The 17,375-nt window shown below is 69.7% G+C and carries 17 protein-coding genes; 10 read left to right on the top strand and 7 right to left on the bottom strand.

The features are described from left to right. Window positions 1-133 precede the first annotated feature (133 nt). The 3 genes from PQI66_RS12265 to PQI66_RS12255 all read right to left on the bottom strand — a co-directional run bounded on the left by PQI66_RS12265 (window position 134) and on the right by PQI66_RS12255 (window position 3,926). Window positions 134-1,501 (bottom strand): hypothetical protein, encoded by a 1,368-nt coding sequence (locus PQI66_RS12265; protein ID WP_339998667.1) that lies wholly within the window; start codon window positions 1,499-1,501, stop codon window positions 134-136. A gap of 15 nt (window positions 1,502-1,516) precedes the next feature. Beyond that, window positions 1,517-3,067: a hypothetical protein gene (locus tag PQI66_RS12260; RefSeq protein WP_339998666.1), complete on the bottom strand. Its 1,551-nt coding sequence runs from the start codon at window positions 3,065-3,067 to the stop codon at window positions 1,517-1,519. A 148-nt stretch (window positions 3,068-3,215) separates the two neighbouring features. After that, window positions 3,216-3,926: a YoaK family protein gene (locus tag PQI66_RS12255; protein ID WP_339998665.1), complete on the bottom strand. Its 711-nt coding sequence runs from the start codon at window positions 3,924-3,926 to the stop codon at window positions 3,216-3,218. 139 nt (window positions 3,927-4,065) lie between these two features. Here PQI66_RS12255 and PQI66_RS12250 point away from each other — a divergent pair, with 139 nt between their 5' ends. From PQI66_RS12250 to PQI66_RS12225, 6 genes are all read left to right on the top strand, one after another. Beyond that, the gene (locus PQI66_RS12250; RefSeq protein WP_339998664.1) at window positions 4,066-4,578 is read left to right on the top strand and encodes a methylated-DNA--[protein]-cysteine S-methyltransferase; all 513 of its coding nucleotides are present in this window, start codon (window positions 4,066-4,068) and stop codon (window positions 4,576-4,578) included. Between the two features lie 80 nt (window positions 4,579-4,658). Beyond that, window positions 4,659-5,696 (top strand): alcohol dehydrogenase catalytic domain-containing protein, encoded by a 1,038-nt coding sequence (locus PQI66_RS12245; protein WP_339998662.1) that lies wholly within the window; start codon window positions 4,659-4,661, stop codon window positions 5,694-5,696. A gap of 39 nt (window positions 5,697-5,735) precedes the next feature. Continuing rightward, window positions 5,736-7,034, top strand: coding sequence for a replication-associated recombination protein A (locus PQI66_RS12240; protein ID WP_339998660.1), 1,299 nt, complete (start codon window positions 5,736-5,738; stop codon window positions 7,032-7,034). Window positions 7,035-7,095: 61 nt separating this feature from the next. Further along, a complete protein-coding gene (locus PQI66_RS12235; RefSeq protein WP_339998659.1) occupies window positions 7,096-7,581 on the top strand; it encodes an RNA polymerase sigma factor in 486 nt (161 codons plus the stop codon). Then, window positions 7,578-8,186 (top strand): methylated-DNA--[protein]-cysteine S-methyltransferase, encoded by a 609-nt coding sequence (locus PQI66_RS12230; protein WP_339998657.1) that lies wholly within the window; start codon window positions 7,578-7,580, stop codon window positions 8,184-8,186. The genes PQI66_RS12235 and PQI66_RS12230 overlap by 4 nt, the downstream gene beginning before the upstream one ends. A 228-nt stretch (window positions 8,187-8,414) precedes the next feature. Next, window positions 8,415-8,618, top strand: a complete 204-nt coding sequence (locus PQI66_RS12225) for a cold-shock protein (RefSeq protein ID WP_244803188.1) — start codon at window positions 8,415-8,417, stop codon at window positions 8,616-8,618. A 97-nt stretch (window positions 8,619-8,715) separates the two neighbouring features. Here PQI66_RS12225 and trhA read toward each other — a convergent pair whose 3' ends face one another. From trhA to PQI66_RS12205, 4 genes are all read right to left on the bottom strand, one after another. Beyond that, a complete protein-coding gene (gene trhA / locus PQI66_RS12220) occupies window positions 8,716-9,417 on the bottom strand; it encodes a PAQR family membrane homeostasis protein TrhA (RefSeq protein ID WP_339998654.1) in 702 nt (233 codons plus the stop codon). Continuing rightward, window positions 9,410-9,985: a 1-acyl-sn-glycerol-3-phosphate acyltransferase gene (locus PQI66_RS12215; RefSeq protein ID WP_339998653.1), complete on the bottom strand. Its 576-nt coding sequence runs from the start codon at window positions 9,983-9,985 to the stop codon at window positions 9,410-9,412. The genes trhA and PQI66_RS12215 overlap by 8 nt, the downstream gene beginning before the upstream one ends. Before the next feature lie 195 nt (window positions 9,986-10,180). After that, complete coding sequence (locus PQI66_RS12210; RefSeq protein ID WP_339998651.1) at window positions 10,181-10,558, bottom strand: DUF202 domain-containing protein; 378 nt, start codon at window positions 10,556-10,558, stop codon at window positions 10,181-10,183. Next, on the bottom strand, window positions 10,555-10,968 hold the full coding sequence (locus PQI66_RS12205; protein WP_339998650.1) for a YidH family protein: 414 nt from the start codon (window positions 10,966-10,968) through the stop codon (window positions 10,555-10,557). The genes PQI66_RS12210 and PQI66_RS12205 overlap by 4 nt, the downstream gene beginning before the upstream one ends. A gap of 106 nt (window positions 10,969-11,074) precedes the next feature. On the opposite strand from PQI66_RS12205, the gene PQI66_RS12200 reads away from it, so the two are divergent. From PQI66_RS12200 to PQI66_RS12185, 4 genes are read left to right on the top strand one after another with little or no spacing between them, the layout of a single operon-like run. After that, entirely contained in the window at window positions 11,075-12,475 is a 1,401-nt protein-coding gene (locus PQI66_RS12200; protein WP_339998649.1) for a glutamate decarboxylase, read from the top strand. A gap of 27 nt (window positions 12,476-12,502) precedes the next feature. Further along, window positions 12,503-13,498 (top strand): pyridoxal-phosphate dependent enzyme, encoded by a 996-nt coding sequence (locus PQI66_RS12195; protein ID WP_339998648.1) that lies wholly within the window; start codon window positions 12,503-12,505, stop codon window positions 13,496-13,498. After that, window positions 13,489-16,554 (top strand): FAD/NAD(P)-binding protein, encoded by a 3,066-nt coding sequence (locus PQI66_RS12190; protein WP_339998647.1) that lies wholly within the window; start codon window positions 13,489-13,491, stop codon window positions 16,552-16,554. The genes PQI66_RS12195 and PQI66_RS12190 overlap by 10 nt, the downstream gene beginning before the upstream one ends. A 50-nt stretch (window positions 16,555-16,604) precedes the next feature. Further along, window positions 16,605-17,189 carry a nitroreductase family protein gene (locus PQI66_RS12185; protein WP_339998645.1) on the top strand — a complete coding sequence of 195 codons (585 nt, stop codon included), beginning with the start codon at window positions 16,605-16,607 and terminating at the stop codon, window positions 17,187-17,189. The last annotated feature ends 186 nt before the right edge of the window (window positions 17,190-17,375 follow it).

The raw sequence follows: 17,375 nt of genomic DNA, 5'->3' as shown, positions 1-17,375 counted from the left end.
CACCCGGAGCGCCGGACTGTTACTGAGCACATGAGGCAGACAAGGCGGAAAAGTCTGTTCCCGTGTCCCTGCGAGTCCCCAGAACCGACACGGCAACAGACTTTTCCGGCGGTCCTTTTCCCCGGATCGGGGCCTACAGCCACCGCGTGACGTCGCGCCCCCACTCCAGCCCCCACCGTTCCAGCTCATCCCTGACCAGCCCCAGCAGGTGCGTCGCATCGCGCACGTGGGCGGGGTCGAGCGAGGTGAAGGACAACGACAGCGATTCGCCCGTCCGCACCGCCCACGCACTGACCCCTCCCTTCCTGGCCGCGAGGTCGCGGGCGGACCCGGCGCGGATCACCGACCGCAGGGCGACATCACAGCCAGTCTGCCCCGTCCCATGCTCCGTCCCGTGATCCGGCCTGCCGTCCAGCCCGAGCGCGGTGAAGGCGCCCGACGGTTCCCCCAAGTTCGAGGCCAGGCACAACGGTGTGGTGGACCCGGCGGCGACGCGACGGACCACGACGTCGGGCAGCACCTGGGCGATCTGCGCCATCGCGGCGACCGTGTCCGGGCCCGTACGGGTGGCGACCTCCCGGTACGCCGCTTTCGCTGCAGCCCTCAGTTCCCCGAGGTCGTTGTAGCGTCCCGGGTCGAGGCGGACACGGACCGTGGCACCGGTGGTGGCGTTGGCACGCAGGTCCAGATCACCTTCACCGTCGTCGTCCCGGACCGACATCGGTACGGCGAGAGGCACGGTGTCCCCCTCGCGGACTCGACCCGAGCCGACGAGAACCCCCAGCGTGACGGCCTGGAACAGCGTGTTGGCCGTACCACCGCGGGAGGACGCCACGGCATCGAAGCGTGCGGCGTCGATCCGCACCGCCACCGTGGGCACCACCGCCGGGCCGTCGGACGCAGGTCTGTCACCGTCCGGGACGGGCGTCCCGCCGGCCGTGGACCTCAGCAGCGACAGTGCCGCCCGTCCGGACGCGGTGATCAGGGACAGCGCGTCCCGCATGCTGTCGCCGGGGCGTTCCCGGCGGCGTGGTGTCCTCACCTGCCCGGTGACAGCCTCGGTGACAGCCCGGATCATCGCGGCACCGTCGGCGACGACGTGGCTGCGCACCAGGGAGACGGTGACGTGGCCGTCGGTGGTGGGCACGGCGCTGAGCTCCCAGGCCGGTCCCCGCACACTGTCGATGTCGGCCTCGAGCCGGTCGTGGAGCCAGTCCGTGACCTCCTCCGGGGCCACCGGCTCACGGTCGATCCGGATCCGGCCGGCACGCGGGGTGTACGTCCACCGGTCGCGGACGGGTCCGCGTGTGCGCCGGACCAGGCGCGACAGTCGTCCGCCGGTGAGGCGCCGTCCCACCTCGGCGACGTGGTCGAGCGCCTCCTGTCCTCCTGCCGTCCGCCAGATCACCTGGGGGACGACCGGGATACCCGTCACCTGTTCCATGACGACGAACAGGTGGTCGTCGGACGTGAGCCGTTGCCCGGAACGCAGCTCGGTCACCGGTCAGTCACCGGCTCAGGCCTCGTGCACGGTCGAGGTCGCGCCCACCGGTGTACCGAAGGGTGCCGACGATGCGTCACCGGTGTCCACCACACTGTGCAGGACGGCGAAGTACTCGGCGACCAGGGCCCGCACCGAACTGCGGGTGCAGGGGGCGTCGGGGTAGCGCATCGAGATGTTCACCCCACCCGTGGTCCGGACGATCCAGATGTAGACGTCGGTGGAGCTGTAGGCGACCCCGCGCAGCGTCCGGTCGTGCGGAGTCCAGTCATCGGCGCCGGGGATGAACCGGGTGTCGACGTAGGACACCACGAACCGCGGCGGCTCAGCGACACCGAGCAGCTCCGCGACCTTCGGGTACGGGTAGGCGACGAGGTCACGGTTCTCCTTCACCGCCGCCGTCGTCGCGGACACCGCCTCCGAGAACGCCCCGCCGCGCGGCATGGGGTCCTCCACCGGCATCAGCCCGACGAACCAGCCGGCGGACAACGCGAACTCCGCGGAGGTCCGGGTGTGCATCGGCATGACGTAGCGGAAGGTGTCCCCGCACAGGCCGTCACGGTCGGCGCGAGCGGCGGCGACCTTGAGCGCCGCCAGCAGGCCGGTGACCTGACTGCCGCCGTAGCGCTTGCTGAGCTGGCCGAAGACGGTGGCGTCCACCTCGCCGAGCAGCCACATCGACGTACTGACCTGCCGCACGTCCCGCTCCTCGTCGGCGTGGGCACCGGCCAGGGGCAGACGCGGGGTGGCGGAGGCGGTCTCGGCGGCACCGGCGCCGGCCCCGACCAGGAAGTCGCGCCACCGCTGGACCACGGGGTGGTCCACGGTCAGGCTGTCGGCGAGGTCGCGCTCCACCCGGCTGTAGTCCACGTGGGACCCGGCCAACGGCAGCTCCGGGTTCCGTCCGGCCACCTGTGCGGCGTAGATCTCCCGCAGTTCGGCGATGGAGACGATCTGCGTGTAGGCGTCCATCACCGCGTGGTCGGCGGCGAAGACGACGGTGAACCACGCACCGTCCCGGCTGCCGAGGGCGACGGCGGGGTCTGCCGCCGCCTCCTCGTCCGGGCCGACGGTGGCGACGGTGAGGTGCGGCCAGCTCAGTGCGGAGACCCCGGTGGCGAAGTGCCGCTCCAGGAACTCGTGGACGCCGGCGGCGTCCGGCAGATGGCCGACCGTCTGTGCGGTGACGTCGACGGCGTCGGCCGGGAGCGTCTGACGGTGCAGTGCGGCACCCTCCACGCCGGTGTCCCCGGCGGCGCCGGCGACCGCGGTCGTGCGGTAGGCCTCGTGCCGCACCATCCACAGTCGCAGGGTCGCGCTGAACGCCTCGGCGTCGAAGGGGTGGTGGATGCGGAAGGCCGTGCCGATCCAGTTGTCGCCGCGCGGTGCACCGGCCTGTGCGGTCTGCTCACCTGTCGACGGGGAGGTCAGCGATTCCCGGACGTGGGCTTCGTGGTTGCAGGACAACGGGCGCGGGTCGACGGCCCAGCGGTCGGTGGCGGTGGGGGTCCAGGTCGTGACGTGGCCGGCGTGCAGCCGGTAGGCCGAGAGTTCGGTGTATTCCATGGACGAGAGGTCCTTTCCTGGATCAGGGGTGAGGTGAAGCGGGAACGGGCGGGAACGTCAGGGCTCTGTGATAACACGCTCCGGCGCCGGGCGCAGCCGGTGGAGACCGCTTCGTGACTGAAGACACAGACCGGCCAGGCAGGACGTTCTATTCACCCGCGTCCTTGTCGGCGAAGCGGGGATGGTCGAGTTTCCAGGTGATCACGGCGATCACGGTGGACATCAGGGCCAGGGCGGCCAGGGAGTTGTGCGTGCCGATGGAGTGGAAGACGGTGCCGCCGAGCACGATCCCGGCGAGGAAGCCGGCGTAGGTCACGACCTGCGCGACCCACACCCACCGCCGCACCCCGGACAGGTGCAGGGCGAACCCCTGCCCCATCTTCACCAGGGTGCCGGTGACATAGGACAACGGCATGGCGACCTGGTTCTGACGGCTGATCGAGGTGTTCAGCGCCCCGAGCCCGAAGGCGAGCGACAGGATCGGGACGACGCCGAGCGGGGCGTCGGAGTCGTTGGTTAGCACGTCGACCAGCCAGGCGACGTAGGCGGCGGCCATCGTGACCAGTGTGGCTCCGTGCCGGGACTTCTTCCACCAGTGGATACGCGCCAGCGTGGCGGCCATGACGCCCACCACGAACGCGGCCACGGTGGCCAGGGCACCGAGTCCGAGAATGTGGTTGCCCTTGAAATGCTCGAGGATCATGCGCTCGGTGTTGCCGGTCATGAAGGTCACGTACCAGCCGGAGGTGTGCAGCCAGGCGGCCGCTCCCATCGCTCCGGCGAGTCCGGCGAGGACGATGCCGAGGTACATCTCGCGTCGGTCGTAGTACGGGCCGAGGGCAGGGTGCCGTGGGGACATGTGGAGAGCTTTCGGTGAGGGGGACAGGAAGCGCGATACTACCGGGACGGTGTCTCCCCCACACCGGACCTCACGTTCCGGCACACTGGGGCGTCTACCCGGTACATCGACAGGATGACCGGACAAGGTGGTGGTTGGCATGACGACACGACACACACAGGTGGAGACACCGTTGGGCGAACTCACGGTGGTCGCCGAGGACGACGGGGTGTCCGGCCTGTACTTCCCCGGGCACACCTACCTGCCCGACGAGGCGATGTTCGGTGAGGCCGTCGAGGCGCCGCAGGACGCCCTCCTGGACACCGCCGCCGCCCAGCTCGCCGAGTACTTCTCCGGACGCCGGACGTCCTTCGACGTCGCGGTCACCACCCACGGCGACGACTTCTCCGAGAGGGTGTGGGCGATGCTCCGGCAGATCCCGTACGGCGAGACCACCACCTACGGGGCGCTCGCCGCCCGACTCGGGAACCCGCACCTGGCCCAGCGCGTCGGCCAGGCCGTGGGCCACAACCCGGTCAGCATCATCGTCCCGTGCCACCGGGTGGTCGGTGCCGACGGTTCCCTGACCGGCTTCGCGGGCGGGATCGAGCGCAAACGTCGGCTGCTGGAACTGGAGGAACCGGCGGACGTCACCGCCTCCCGGCTGTTCTGAACCACGTCCGGCACCAGGCGTAGCGTGGGGAGGTGAACGGGGCGACAACCCCGCGTTCAGTTCTCGAAGAAGGAGCAGCAATGCGAGCAGTGTCCTACGTCCGGAACAACACCGTCGAGGTGCAGGAGAAGCCCGTTCCGGAGATCGAGGCCGACGAGGTCCTGCTGAAGGTCTCCGGTGCCGGCCTGTGTCACTCGGACCTGCACATCATCGGCGGGGGCGACGACAGCCCCCTGGTCGGGTCCACGCTGGGCCACGAGGTCGCCGGTGTGGTGGAGAAGACCGGCGACGCGGTGACCGGGTGGAACGTCGGCGACAGCGCCCTGGTGGCGCTCGTCCTCAGCTGCGGGGAGTGCGACAAGTGCCTGGCCGGCCGTGACAACGAGTGTGAGGTCGCCAGCCCGCGCGGCTCGGCGGCACCGCTGTCCCCCGGCATCGGCTCCCCGGGCGGCATGGCCGAGTACCTCGCGGTGAAGACACACCACCTCGACCCGCTCGGTGACCTGGATCCCACCACATCCGCACCGTTGGCGGACGCCGCACTGACACCGATGCACGCGGTCAACAGTGTCCGTGACCGTCTCGTCGGTGGAGCGACCGTGGTGACCATCGGCATCGGCGGTCTCGGCCACATCGGCCTGCAGATCCTGTCCGCCACCACCGGGGCGCGCATCATCGCGCTGGACACCGACAAGGACAAGGTCGACTACGCCGCGTCCCACGGTGCGGATGTCGCGTTGGTGAGCGACGCCGACGCCGCCTCCCGCATCATGGAGGAGACCGACGGACGCGGCGCGGACGTCGTCCTCGACTTCGTGGGTGTGCAGCCCACCGTCGACCTCGCGCTGTCCGTCATCGGCGTCGGTGGGGCGATCCGGTTCGTCGGTCTCGGCGGCGGGAAGTTCACCTACGACGCCGACAGCTCCGCCCTGCCGTGGGGCGTGAACATCGAGCGCTCCTACGGCGGCACCCGCGCCGACATGCGCCAGGCCGTCGCACTCGTCCAGCAGGGCAGGCTGCACGTGGAGACCACGACGTACCCCCTCGACGACGCCGTGCGGGCCTTCGACGACCTGCGGGACGGCAAGGTCAGCGGACGTATCGTCCTCGTACCCTGAGTCCCCTGAGTCCCCTGAGTCCCCTGAATCCCTTTCCCCATGACATCCCACGATCCGCCCTCCCTGTTTGAACCGGACGACAGCGCACGGCCCCTGGCCGACAGGTTGCGTCCACGGTCGTTGCCGGAGGTCGTGGGACAGGACCATCTCCTGGGCCCCGAGGGGCCCGTCGGACGGATGGTTTCGGCGCACCGCCTGGTGTCGATGGTGCTGTGGGGGCCACCCGGGTGCGGCAAGACCACGATCGCCCGACTGCTCGCCGACGCGACGGGCCTCCACTTCGTTGCACTCTCGGCGACGTTCTCGGGTGTCTCCGAACTGCGCAAGGCCTTCCAGTCCGCACAGAAGCGCAGGGAGATCGGGCAGGGCACACTGCTGTTCGTCGACGAGATCCACCGTTTCAACCGCGCCCAGCAGGACTCGTTCCTCCCCTACGTGGAGGACGGCACGATCGTCCTCGTGGGCGCGACCACGGAGAACCCCAGCTTCGAACTCAATGCGGCGTTGCTCTCACGGTGCCAGGTGTACGTCCTCCACCGGTTGGACGCCACGGCGTTGGCCACGCTGGCGGGCACCGCAGAGGAGGTGTCCGGACGGCCCCTGCCGCTGGACGACCAGGCCCGCCAGGCTCTGCTGGCACTGGCCGACGGCGACGGCCGCTACCTGCTGAACCTCATCGAGCAGGTCCAGGCCGTCCCCGACACCCTGGACGTGGACGGTCTGATGCGGCTCGTGCAGCAGCGTGCACCGGTCTACGACAAGTCGCAGGAGGCCCACTACAACCTGATCTCCGCGCTGCACAAGTCCATGCGTGGCTCCGACCCGGACGCCGCCCTGTACTGGCTGGCGCGCATGCTCGACGGTGGCGAGGACCCATTGTTCGTCGCCCGGCGCCTGGTCAGGTTCGCCACCGAGGACGTCGGTACCGCCGACCCGGAGGCCGTCCACCAGGCCCTGGCCGCCTGGGACGTCTACGAGAGGCTCGGTTCCCCCGAGGGAGAACTCGCCATCGCACAGGCGGTGGCGTACCTGGCGACGGCGCCGAAATCGGTCGCGGTCTACCGCGGATTCACCGCCGCGACCCGGCTGGCGGGACGTACCGGCTCCCTGATGCCACCGGCGCACATCCTCAACGCCCCGACCCGTCTGATGAAGGACCTCGGCTACGGCGACGGCTACCGCTACGATCCCGACACCGAGGACGGATTCTCCGGCGCCGACTACTTCCCGGACGGCCTGGACCGGCAGACGCTCTACGAGCCGACGGGGAACGGGCACGAGAAGACGATCCGTGACCGGCTTTCAGGATGGGAGCACCTGCGAAACGGCGGTGGATGAGTTCGCGGGGGCGCCCGGACCTCACATCCGGCCCGTCCGGTGCGACTACCGTGTGATGACAATGACAACACCGTTCGAGCAGGCCGTCACGCGGCACGGAGCCACCGTGCTGCGGGTCTGCCGTGCCGTCCTGGGGCCCGGACACGACGCCGACGACGCCTGGTCCGAGGCCTTCCTCGCCCTGCTGCGCGCGTGGCCGGACCTGGAGGACGGGACGAACGTGGAGGCCTGGCTGGTGCGCGTCGCCCACCGCAAGGCCGTCGACGTCACCCGCCGGCGCGGACGCCAGGCCGTCCCCACCGGTGAGCTCCCCGAGCAGGCCTCTCGGCTCGGCAACCCCGGTGCCGACGACACGGCCGTCTGGGAGGCGGTGGCGGCACTGCCCGAGCGCCAACGCCTCGCCGTGGCCTACCACTACCTCGGCGGGCTGCCCCATGCCGAGACCGCCGCCCTGATCGGCGGCACTGCCGCTGCGGTCCGCCGGGCCAGCGCGGACGGCATCCGGACGCTACGACGGACGTACCTCACCGAAGGAGAACAGCCATGACCGACGTGACGAACGACCTGACCGACTTCCCGGTGACAGCCTCCGACCTGGCGCGCCTGCGGTCCCGTCTCGCCGACGACGCCGAGGCCTCGGGCATCCTCGACGTCGCGTACCGCACTGTCGACTCCCCGATCGGTCCGCTGCTCCTCGCCGCCACACCGAAAGGGCTGGTCCGTGTGGCATTCGGCCGGGAGGACTTCGACACCGTGCTGACGGCGCTGGCCGACAGGGTCAGCCCACGGGTGCTGGAATCCCGACCCCGTCTGGACGCCGTGGCCACCGAACTCGACGAGTACTTCTCGGGGCGTCGGCAGGAGTTCGACCTGCCCCTGGACTTCACGATGTCCTCCGGCTTCCGGCAGGACGTGCAGCGTTACCTCCCCCACATCGGTTACGGGCAGACACAGTCCTACAAGCAGGTCGCCGAGGGCGTCGGAAACCCGAAGGCCGTACGGGCGGTGGGCACCGCCTGCGCGACGAACCCCCTGCCCGTCGTGGTCCCCTGCCACCGGGTCCTGCGGTCCGACGGCAGCCTGGGCGGCTACCTCGGCGGGCTGGAGGCGAAGACGCTGTTGCTGGACCTGGAGCGCCCGTCAGGCTCGTGACCGTCGGCGGCGCCGCGTCGTTCCGCCATTGGCTTCATTGGCTTCGTCCCGGATCACGTGTAGTGTGAACGGCGGTTACAGTTTCTGAGTTGTTTTTCCCTTCCGGGTTCCGGGAGGAATCAAGTTCACGGAAGTTGTCTTAGGACGCGAACTGATTCCCCAAGGAACATTCGGTCGACCCAGTGAACGGAACGATCCGGGCACTGACACTGAAGAAGGGACGATCGCATGATCAACGGCACAGTCAAATGGTTCAACGCCGAAAAGGGTTTCGGTTTCATCTCCCCCGAGGACGGCTCGGCCGACGTCTTCGTCCACTACTCGGAGATCCAGGGCGGCGGTTTCCGCAGCCTCGAGGAGAACCAGAAGGTCACCTTCGAGACCGAGGACGGCCGCAAGGGCCCGGCCGCGGTCGGCGTGACCGTCGTCTAAACGAGGTTTCTCGAAACCCCTGCCCCGTCGACTGCGACGGAGCAGGGGTTTTCCTGTGCCGTTACTGTCGTCGCTGCCGTTACTGCCGTCACTGCCGTTATCCGGCCCCCAGGACGATCATCCAGATGGCGATATGGTGCAGACCTGCGGCGATGATGGTCCCGGCGTGGAAGACCTCGTGGAAGCCGAACCAGTGCTCGCTGATTGTCGGCCACTTCAGTGCGTACACCAGGGCACCGAGACTGTAGATGGCACCGCCGGTGATGATGAGGACGAGTTCCGGCACCGTCAGCCCGGCCCACAGGATCTTCATGCCGAGCAGGGCGATCCATCCCAGGCACAGGTAGATCGACACGGACAACCACCGCGGGTGGTTGATCCACAGGATGTTGACCGCGACCGCGAGAAGCGCGGTCACCCAGCACAGGACGAGGATCGGCGCCCTGTTCCCCGGCGCGTCGGCACCGACGAAGACCGGCCCGTAGGTGCCGGCGATGAAAATCGCGATCATGGCATGGTCGGCTCGACGCCACCACTGCACGGAGCCCTCGCTCTTCCAGGGGACGCGGTGGTACAGGGCGGATACCCCCAGCATCCCGGCCAGGCACAAGGCGTAGACGGCCGTCGACACCGCGAGACCGGAGAACCCGGTGTTGGAGAACGACAGGACGGTCAGGCTCGTTCCCGTGCCGAGGAAGAACCAGAACGCGAACAGGTGCAGGTACCCCCGCAGCACGGGACGGGGGCCGCGGTAGAAGACGGTGCGGCGTGCGGACGGCATGTCGTGCCCCTCAGCCACGGCCCGGTTCATTCCGCAGGCGCGGCTCAACACGTGCCGCCGGACGCAGACCTGACTTGTCCCGGTAGAAGTCACGGATGCGGTCCATGTCGGCGGCGATGTCACCGGTGATGTCGATGGTGGGGCCGAGACCCGTGGTCATCGTCGGACGGTCCACGTAGCCCAACGTGACCGGCAACCCTGTCTGCTCGGCGAGCCGGTAGAAACCGGACTTCCAGTGCGTGTGCGGGCCGCGGGTCCCGTCCGGCGTGATGACGATCGCGGTCACCTTGTCCTCACTGACGTGTCGCACGAGATCGCTCACCACCTCGCCCGGCGACTCCCGGTCGACGGCGATCCCCCCGAGGCCACGCATCACGGGACCGCGCCATCCGTCGAAGAGACTGGACTTACCGAGCCACCGGATCCTGATGCCCAACTTCCACGCGATGCCGAGCATCAGGATGAAGTCCCAGTTGGAGGTGTGCGGGGCACCGATGAGGATCGTGGGACGCCGCGGTGCAGGCTCGGAGGCCAGGCGCCATCGACTGATGGACCAGAATGCGCTGGCAATGAGCCTTTTCATCATCTGCCCATGTTACATGGCACGGCGCTCAACCTGCCCCGGTCGAGGCCGCCTGCAGCCTCACCGCCGACCCCGTGGACGACGCTGCCCTGACACGACCACGTGAGGGCGGAATACCGGCCCGTCACCGCCCTGACGTGGTTGTCCCAGACCTCGGGGCACGGGCACCGCGGCGGTGGAGTGCGGGGCGCCGGCCCCTCAGGCGCCCCCGGCGGCGACCAGCAGCACGCTGACCACACCCAGAGCCACCGTGCACAGGGTCAGCGCGATGACCGCACCGGCGGACGCCTGCAACCGGTCAGTGGCGACACCGACGGCCGCGTCACGGTACCGGCGCCGTTGGCCGGCGTAGATCCCCAGGGCCACCAGTGTCAGTCCGGCGGTGACGATGCCGACCGCCGCACCGTGGTGCGGAACCCACCGGAGCGTCATCGCGGCCGCCACGAGATACGCCAGGGAGGTACGGGCCCAGGCCATGCTCGTCCGCTCCGGCTGCAGCCCCGGGTCAGCCAGCGGGATCCGGTCCGCGCCCGGCGGTGACCCCGACACCGGCCCCGGCACCGACCCCGCTGTCACAGCAGCACCAGCACCAGGAGCACCACCGCGACAAGAAGGGCCCCGACCGACAGCACCGGGACGATCGCCGGGGCCGGGAGCGGACGTTGCTCGCGCATGGCACGCTCGACCCGCAGCCACCGGAAGGCGGCACCGGCGGCCAGCAGGATGCCCAGGCAGAGGGCCACCAGTGCCCCGGCATTGCGCAGCTCGACCGGGACGGTGTCCATCGGCAGGGCCTCCAGTGCCACACCGCCGGCGATGAACGCCAGGGCCGTGCGCATCCACGCCAGGAAGGTCCGCTCATTGGCCAGGGTGAACCGCGGATCCGGCTCGTCGCCGGTGGGAAACAGCGCCCTCGCCAGGCCAGAACGGTCACCGTCGCCGGGAGCCGGACGGGAGGCCGGGGTTCCATCTGCGGTTCCATTCACAGTGCTCCAGTCTAAACGGCGGCACCCCGGCCGGAACAGCGCGGTAGTGTCGCCTGTGAGAGGCCCTGCCGGTCAGGGATCCAGCGCACGAGAGGGCTATGCAGCCATGGGTGACGATCGCCGCAACGTTGAGCTCAATCCACTGTTCGCCCGCGTCGGTGAGGCCACGAGCTTCCCCCGCAACCGCATCCCCGAGGCGGAGTCGCTCCCGGAGACCGCGTACCAGGTCATCCATGACGAGGCGATGCTGGACGGCAACGCCCGGATGAACCTGGCCACCTTCGTCGGTACCTGGATGGACGGCTACGCCGACCGCCTCTACCGCGAGGCCTTCGACAAGAACATGGTGGACAAGGACGAGTACCCCGCCACCGCGGACATCGAGGACCGGTGCTGGCGGATGATCGCCGCCCTGTGGAACGCACCGGACCCCGACCAGGCCGTGGGGACGTCCACGATGGGCTCGTCCGAGGCCTGCATGATGGGCGGGCTGGCGCTGAAGCGCCGCTGGCAGCACCGTCGGCGGCAGGACGGTGCCTCCACGGAGCGTCCCAACCTCGTGATGTCCTCGGCGGTGCAGGTCTGCTGGGAGAAGTTCTGCAACTTCTTCGACGTCGAACCCCGCTACGTGCCGGTCACCGAGGAACACAAGGTCTTCGACGGCCATGACCTGGAGAACTACGTCGACGAGAACACCATCGGCGTCGTCGCGATCCTGGGTGTCACCTACACCGGCATGTACGAGCCGGTGAAGGACATCTCCGCCGCGCTCGACCGGATCCAGGAGCGCACCGGTCTGGACGTCCGCATCCACGTGGACGCCGCGTCCGGCGGGATGGTCGCGCCGTTCCTGCAGCCGGAGCTGGAGTGGGATTTCCGGCTGCCGCGGGTGGCGTCGATCAACGTGTCCGGACACAAGTACGGCCTGGTGTACCCGGGACTCGGCTGGATCGTGTGGCGCCAGACCGGGGACCTTCCGGAGGACCTGGTCTCCCGGGTGAGTTACCTGGGCGGCGACATGCCGACCTTCGCCCTGAACTTCTCCCGTCCCGGCGCGCAGGTGCTGCTGCAGTACTACCTGTTCCTTCAGCTCGGGATGGACGGCTACCGGCGCGTGCAGCGCAACACCATGGACGTGGCGAACTACCTGGCCACGGAGATCGGCGGGATGCCGGAGTTCGACCTGTGGAGTGAGACGCAGGACATCCCGGTGTTCGCCTGGCGTCTCGCACCGGCCACGGCATCCACAGCGTCCCCAGCGGCCTCCGGACGACCGTGGTCGCTCTACGACCTCTCCGACCGTCTGCGGATGAAGGGCTGGCTGGTCCCGGCGTACCCGATGCCGGACGACCTCGCCGACGTCACCGTGCAGCGCATCGTGGTGCGCAACGGCATGAGCCGTGACCTGGCCTCCTTCCTGGTGCGCGACCTCCGCGCCTGCGTCGAACATCTCAACCAGGCGGACGGCACCCCACCGGACGGGGAACGTTCAGGCTTCCATCACTGAACGACGTCTCCGCGTACCGTCGTAGTGGTGCAGCAGGCACAGACACGGCCACGGAGAGGCATCACGATCAGTACAGGTATTCGCAGCACCATCGGAGAGACCCCGATGGTCCGGCTGGAACGACTCTTCCCCGGCCCAGGCCGGGTATGGGCGAAGCTCGAGGGCTTCAACCCCAGTGGCAGCGCCAAAGACCGGACGGCCGCCGCCCTCCTCGACTCCGCGCTGGCCTCGGGAGCCCTGGAACCGGGCGGGTGCGTGGTGGAGTCCAGCTCCGGGAACCTCGGCGTCGCGCTGGCCCGGGACTGCGCCCTGCACGGCATCGACTTCCACTGTGTCGTCGATCCCCGGGCGAACCGGCAGACCGTCGCGGTGATGGCGGCCCTGGGTGCCACCGTGCACCACGTGACGTCACCGGATCCGGAGACAGGTGACTGGCTCGCCGCGCGCAGGGCACGGGTGGCCGAGCTCCTGACCAGCCTGCCGGGTGCGGTGAACCTTGACCAGTACTCCAACCAGGCCGCGTTCGACGCCCATTCCTCCGGAACCATGCGTGAAATCGTCGAGCAGCTGGGTCATCCGCCCGACCGTCTCTTCGTCGCGGTCAGTACAACCGGGACGATCGGCGGGTGCGTGCGCCATCTCCGGGAGACGGGTGCCGGTACCCGGGTGACCGCCGTGGACGCGGAGGGCTCGGTGTTGTTCGGCGGGCGCCGCGGGGAGCGGCTGCTGCCGGGGTTCGGTGCGGGTATCGTTCCGGAACTCGCCACCCTCACCCCGGTCTCTGACGTGGTGCGTGTCACCGCCGGTGAGACGGTCTGCGGTGCACGGGCCCTGGCCCGGCGGGAGGGGATCCTCCCCGGGGCCTCCGGCGGGGCGGTGGTCGCCGCCGCGTCCGGGGTGGCGGCAGGCCCTGAGACGGACACAGTGCTGATCCTCCACGATTTCGGCACCGCGTACATGGACACGCTCTACAACGACCAGTGGGTCGCGGAGAACATCGGGGAGGTTCCGGAATGGACGTGAGCCAGGTGGACGTGAGGGTCGCGGTCGTCGGTGCCGGTCCGCGGGGACTCTGGGCCGCCGAGGAACTCCTCGGCCAGGCGTGGGACCACGGGGTACGCGTCGCCGTGGATGTCTGGGACGACCGGAAACCCGGTGCCGGCGCCGCGTACGGGCCGGAGCAGCCGGACCACTGGACGCTGAACGTGTCCTCGCGCATCGTCAGCAGTGGCCTGGGCAGCTTCGATGACTGGCGGCGCGGCATCGCCGGCACGGAGCAGGGGCCGTTCCCCCCGCGGTCACTGGTGGGACGCTTCTTCGCGGAGTCCTGGGAGTCGCTGCTCCTCAGCACCCGCCGCCGGGCGGACTCCGGGTGCACGGTCCGTATGGTGTCCGAACGGGTCACCGCGGTGCACCGGGCCGACGGGGAGGACGCCACACGATGGACGGTCAATGACAGAGGTTACGACCACGTCCTGCTGACCACCGGTCACGCCCCGTGCTGGCCCGGCGCCCTGCCCGCCACCGTGACCGGTGCATCCGGCCCGGTGCCGGTCGTCGGCGTCTACCCGGCCGACGGACTGCGCACCGTCGCCCCCGGCGCGGTCGTGGACGTCCGCGGCGCGGCGCTGACCTTCGTCGACGCGGTTCTGGAGCTCACGGCAGGACGTCACGGCACCTTCCTCCCCACCGAAGACGGGGTGACCTACCGTCCCAGCGGCACGGAGCCCTCGGTGATTCGTCCGGTCAGCCGGAGCGGTCGTTTCATGACCGTGAAACCCGACCCGGCCAGTCCCCTGGCCGACCTTCGCCCTGCGGAGGTGCTCAGTGTCGGGGACCGACGGGTGCGCACGAGCCGCACCACCGGGGAACTGCAGGAGGCGCTCGCGTGCGCCGCGGACCGCCTCCTGACTACCGCGGGAGGACGACCTGCCCCGGAGCAGGTACGGACGATCATCTCCGGCACCGACTGGCCCGTGGTCTCCGACCCGGTGGCCGAGCTCCGGCAGTCCTGGGCCGTGGCCACGGGCCGCGCCGCCCCCGACGCAGCGTGGGCGGTCGGCCACGCCTGGAGGATCCTCTACCCTGCGGTCGTCTGGCGTACGTCCTACGGTCGACGTCGCCCACTGGCCGGGTTCGACGCACTGGCCCGCACGCTGGAGCGGGTCGCGTTCGGCATGACCCCGCCGAACGCCGCCCGCCTGCTCGCCCTCCTCGACGCCGGGATCGTGCACCCGCCGGTGCGTGCCGCGGTCGGGACGCTCGACCCTCCGGCCGACGTGGTCGTGGACGCGGTGATCCCACCTGCCGGTCTGGGCCCGGGCACGCTGGCCGCGAACATCCCCGAACTCTCCCCCGGTGCCCGCGCCGGAGACGCCGGCGACACCGGAGACACTGGCGACACCGCCGCCACCGGGTGGGTCGACGAGGACGGACACGTCCGGGGAGTGGAACAGTTGGCGGTGATCGGCCGGGACGCCGAGGGCGTGCTCATCGGTGCAGACTCGCTCGACCGCTCCGGAGGTACTGGAGATGCTGTGGGTTCTGGAGACGCTGTCATCCCCCGGTGGGCCCGGCGGGTCGTGGCCCACCACCGTCGTCGACATCTCGACAAGCCCGGGGCCGAGGGCACGGTGCCGTTGACCGCACGCCTGGAGCCGTGGGCGGTCAGCCTGCTCTCCGACGGGGGCCGCTGCCGGTCTCTCGTCGAGGACCACGGCTCGCCGGTCAACGTCCTGCGGACCGCGCCCATGGTGCGGAACATGGCGGAGTTGCGTGACGCCGGTGCCGACGCGGGCGTGGATACCCGCGTGTTCTACGCCCGCAAAGCGAACAAGGCACTGTGCTTCGTGGACACCGCCGTCCAGGCAGGACACGGAGTCGACGTCGCCAGTGAACGGGAACTGCAGCAGGTCCTGGACCGGGGCGTCCCCGGGGACAGGGTCATTCTCAGCGCGGCCGTGAAGCCCGACCGTCTGTTGCGCCTGGCCGTCGACCATGGAGTGACCATATCGGTGGACACGGTCGCCGAACTGACCAGACTGCGTAAGTTGGGTGAGCCGGGTGAGCCAGGCTCAGGCGCCGGAGGCCGTCGACCGCGTGTCGCCCCGCGCATCGCCCCCGACCCTTCACGGCTGCCCCCGACGCGTTTCGGGGAGCGTGTCCACGTGTGGGCAGACACGCTGAGCAGCACCGTGGACACCGTGGACACCGTGGACACCGTCGACGTGGTGGGCGTACACCTCCACCTGCACGGGTACTCCGCCGCCGACCGTCTGACCGCGCTGGAGGACGCCCTGGGCCTCATCGACACGGTGGTGGAGCTCGGTCACCGACCGACGTTCGTGGACCTGGGAGGTGGCGTGCCGATGAGCTACCTCGACGACGAGGAACAGTGGGAGGACTTCCGGCGTGCCCGGCAGGCGATGGTCGACGGGACCGGTGAGCCGTTCACGTGGAAGTCGGACCCGTTGACCTCGACGTACCCGTTCCACCAGGCCCCGGTGCGGGGCGACTGGTTACGGGAGCTTCTCCGAGGTCAGGTCGGTCGGCGGCGTCAGCAGGAGACGGCGGCGTCTGCACTGGTCCGCAGAGGCCTGCGGCTGCACCTGGAGCCCGGGCGTTCCGTCCTCGACGGGTGCGGCGTGATCCTGGCGCGGGTGGCGTTCCTGAAGGACCGCAGCGACGGGGTGCCGTTGGTCGGTGTGGAGATGAACCGGACACAGTGCCGCACCACCTCGGACGACATCCTCGTCGACCCTCTCCTGGTGCGGGTCCACGACGGACACGACACCACACCCGAACGTGCCCCCGGTGCGGAAGGCTTCCTGGTGGGCGCCTACTGCATCGAGGACGAAGTGATCATCCGCCGCCGTCTGCGGTTCCCGGACGGAATATCCACCGGCGACGTCATCGCCATCCCCAACACCGCCGGGTACTTCATGCACATCCTGGAAAGCGCCTCACACCAGATCCCGCTGGCGGTGAACGTGGTCCTCGACGCGGACGGGGCGGCACGGGTCGACGGCATCGACGGCATCGACGGCATCGACGAGCCGCAGGCCACGGATTTCCGCTAGCGATGACCGGAAGGGGAACAAGTCCCACGCCTGAATGGTTGACTTCAGGCATGACAGTGATCACAGACCGCACCGCCCGCACCGACGCCCCCGTCCTCGACATCGTCTCCGAACGGTGGAGCCCACGCATCTACGACGGCACCTCCCCCGTCGACGAGGACGCGCTACGCAGTGCGCTGGAGGCCGCCCGCTGGGCACCCTCGGCGTACAACCGGCAGCCGTGGCGCTTCCTGGTGACCCGTCGCGGGAGTGCCGCCCACCGGGCCGTCCTGGACGCGCTGATCGAGTTCAACCAGGGGTGGGCGAAGGACGCCGGCGCGTTGGTGGTGGTCCTCACCGAGACCGTCGGTGACGACGGTCGTCCGCTGCCGGAGGCCCGGTACGACGCAGGTCAGGCAGCGGCCTTCTTCACCATCCAGGCCCATGCGAACGACCTGCTGGTGCACCAGATGAGCGGCTTCGACCAGGCCGCGGTGGCACAGGCGTTCAGTCTCGGGGAGAACCTGGTCCCGCTCACCGTCATCGCCGTCGGCGTACTGGGGGACACCGCCGGTGCCGCCGACGACGTCCTCGCCCGGGAGAACGCGCCCCGTACCCGGCGCCCGCTCGCCGAGTCCGTCATGGTCGACGACTGAGGTCGACCTACGATCCATGAGGTCTGTGTCGTGTCCCGCACATCGGGGGTAGGCCACGAGGCCCGGCAAAAGGGTCCCTAGGGGTGGTGCCCGGGCTCACGGGCGGAATTACGATGATCCCGTTATGCATGTGTTCTTGGGCGGGATCAGGGCGTGCTCCGGAGGCGAGGTTCCCGGAGACCGGCG

It is taken from the genome of Corynebacterium sp. USCH3 (assembly GCF_037619475.1).
GTDB lineage: Bacteria > Actinomycetota > Actinomycetes > Mycobacteriales > Mycobacteriaceae > Corynebacterium.
This window is presented reverse-complemented; position numbering and strand designations above follow the sequence as displayed.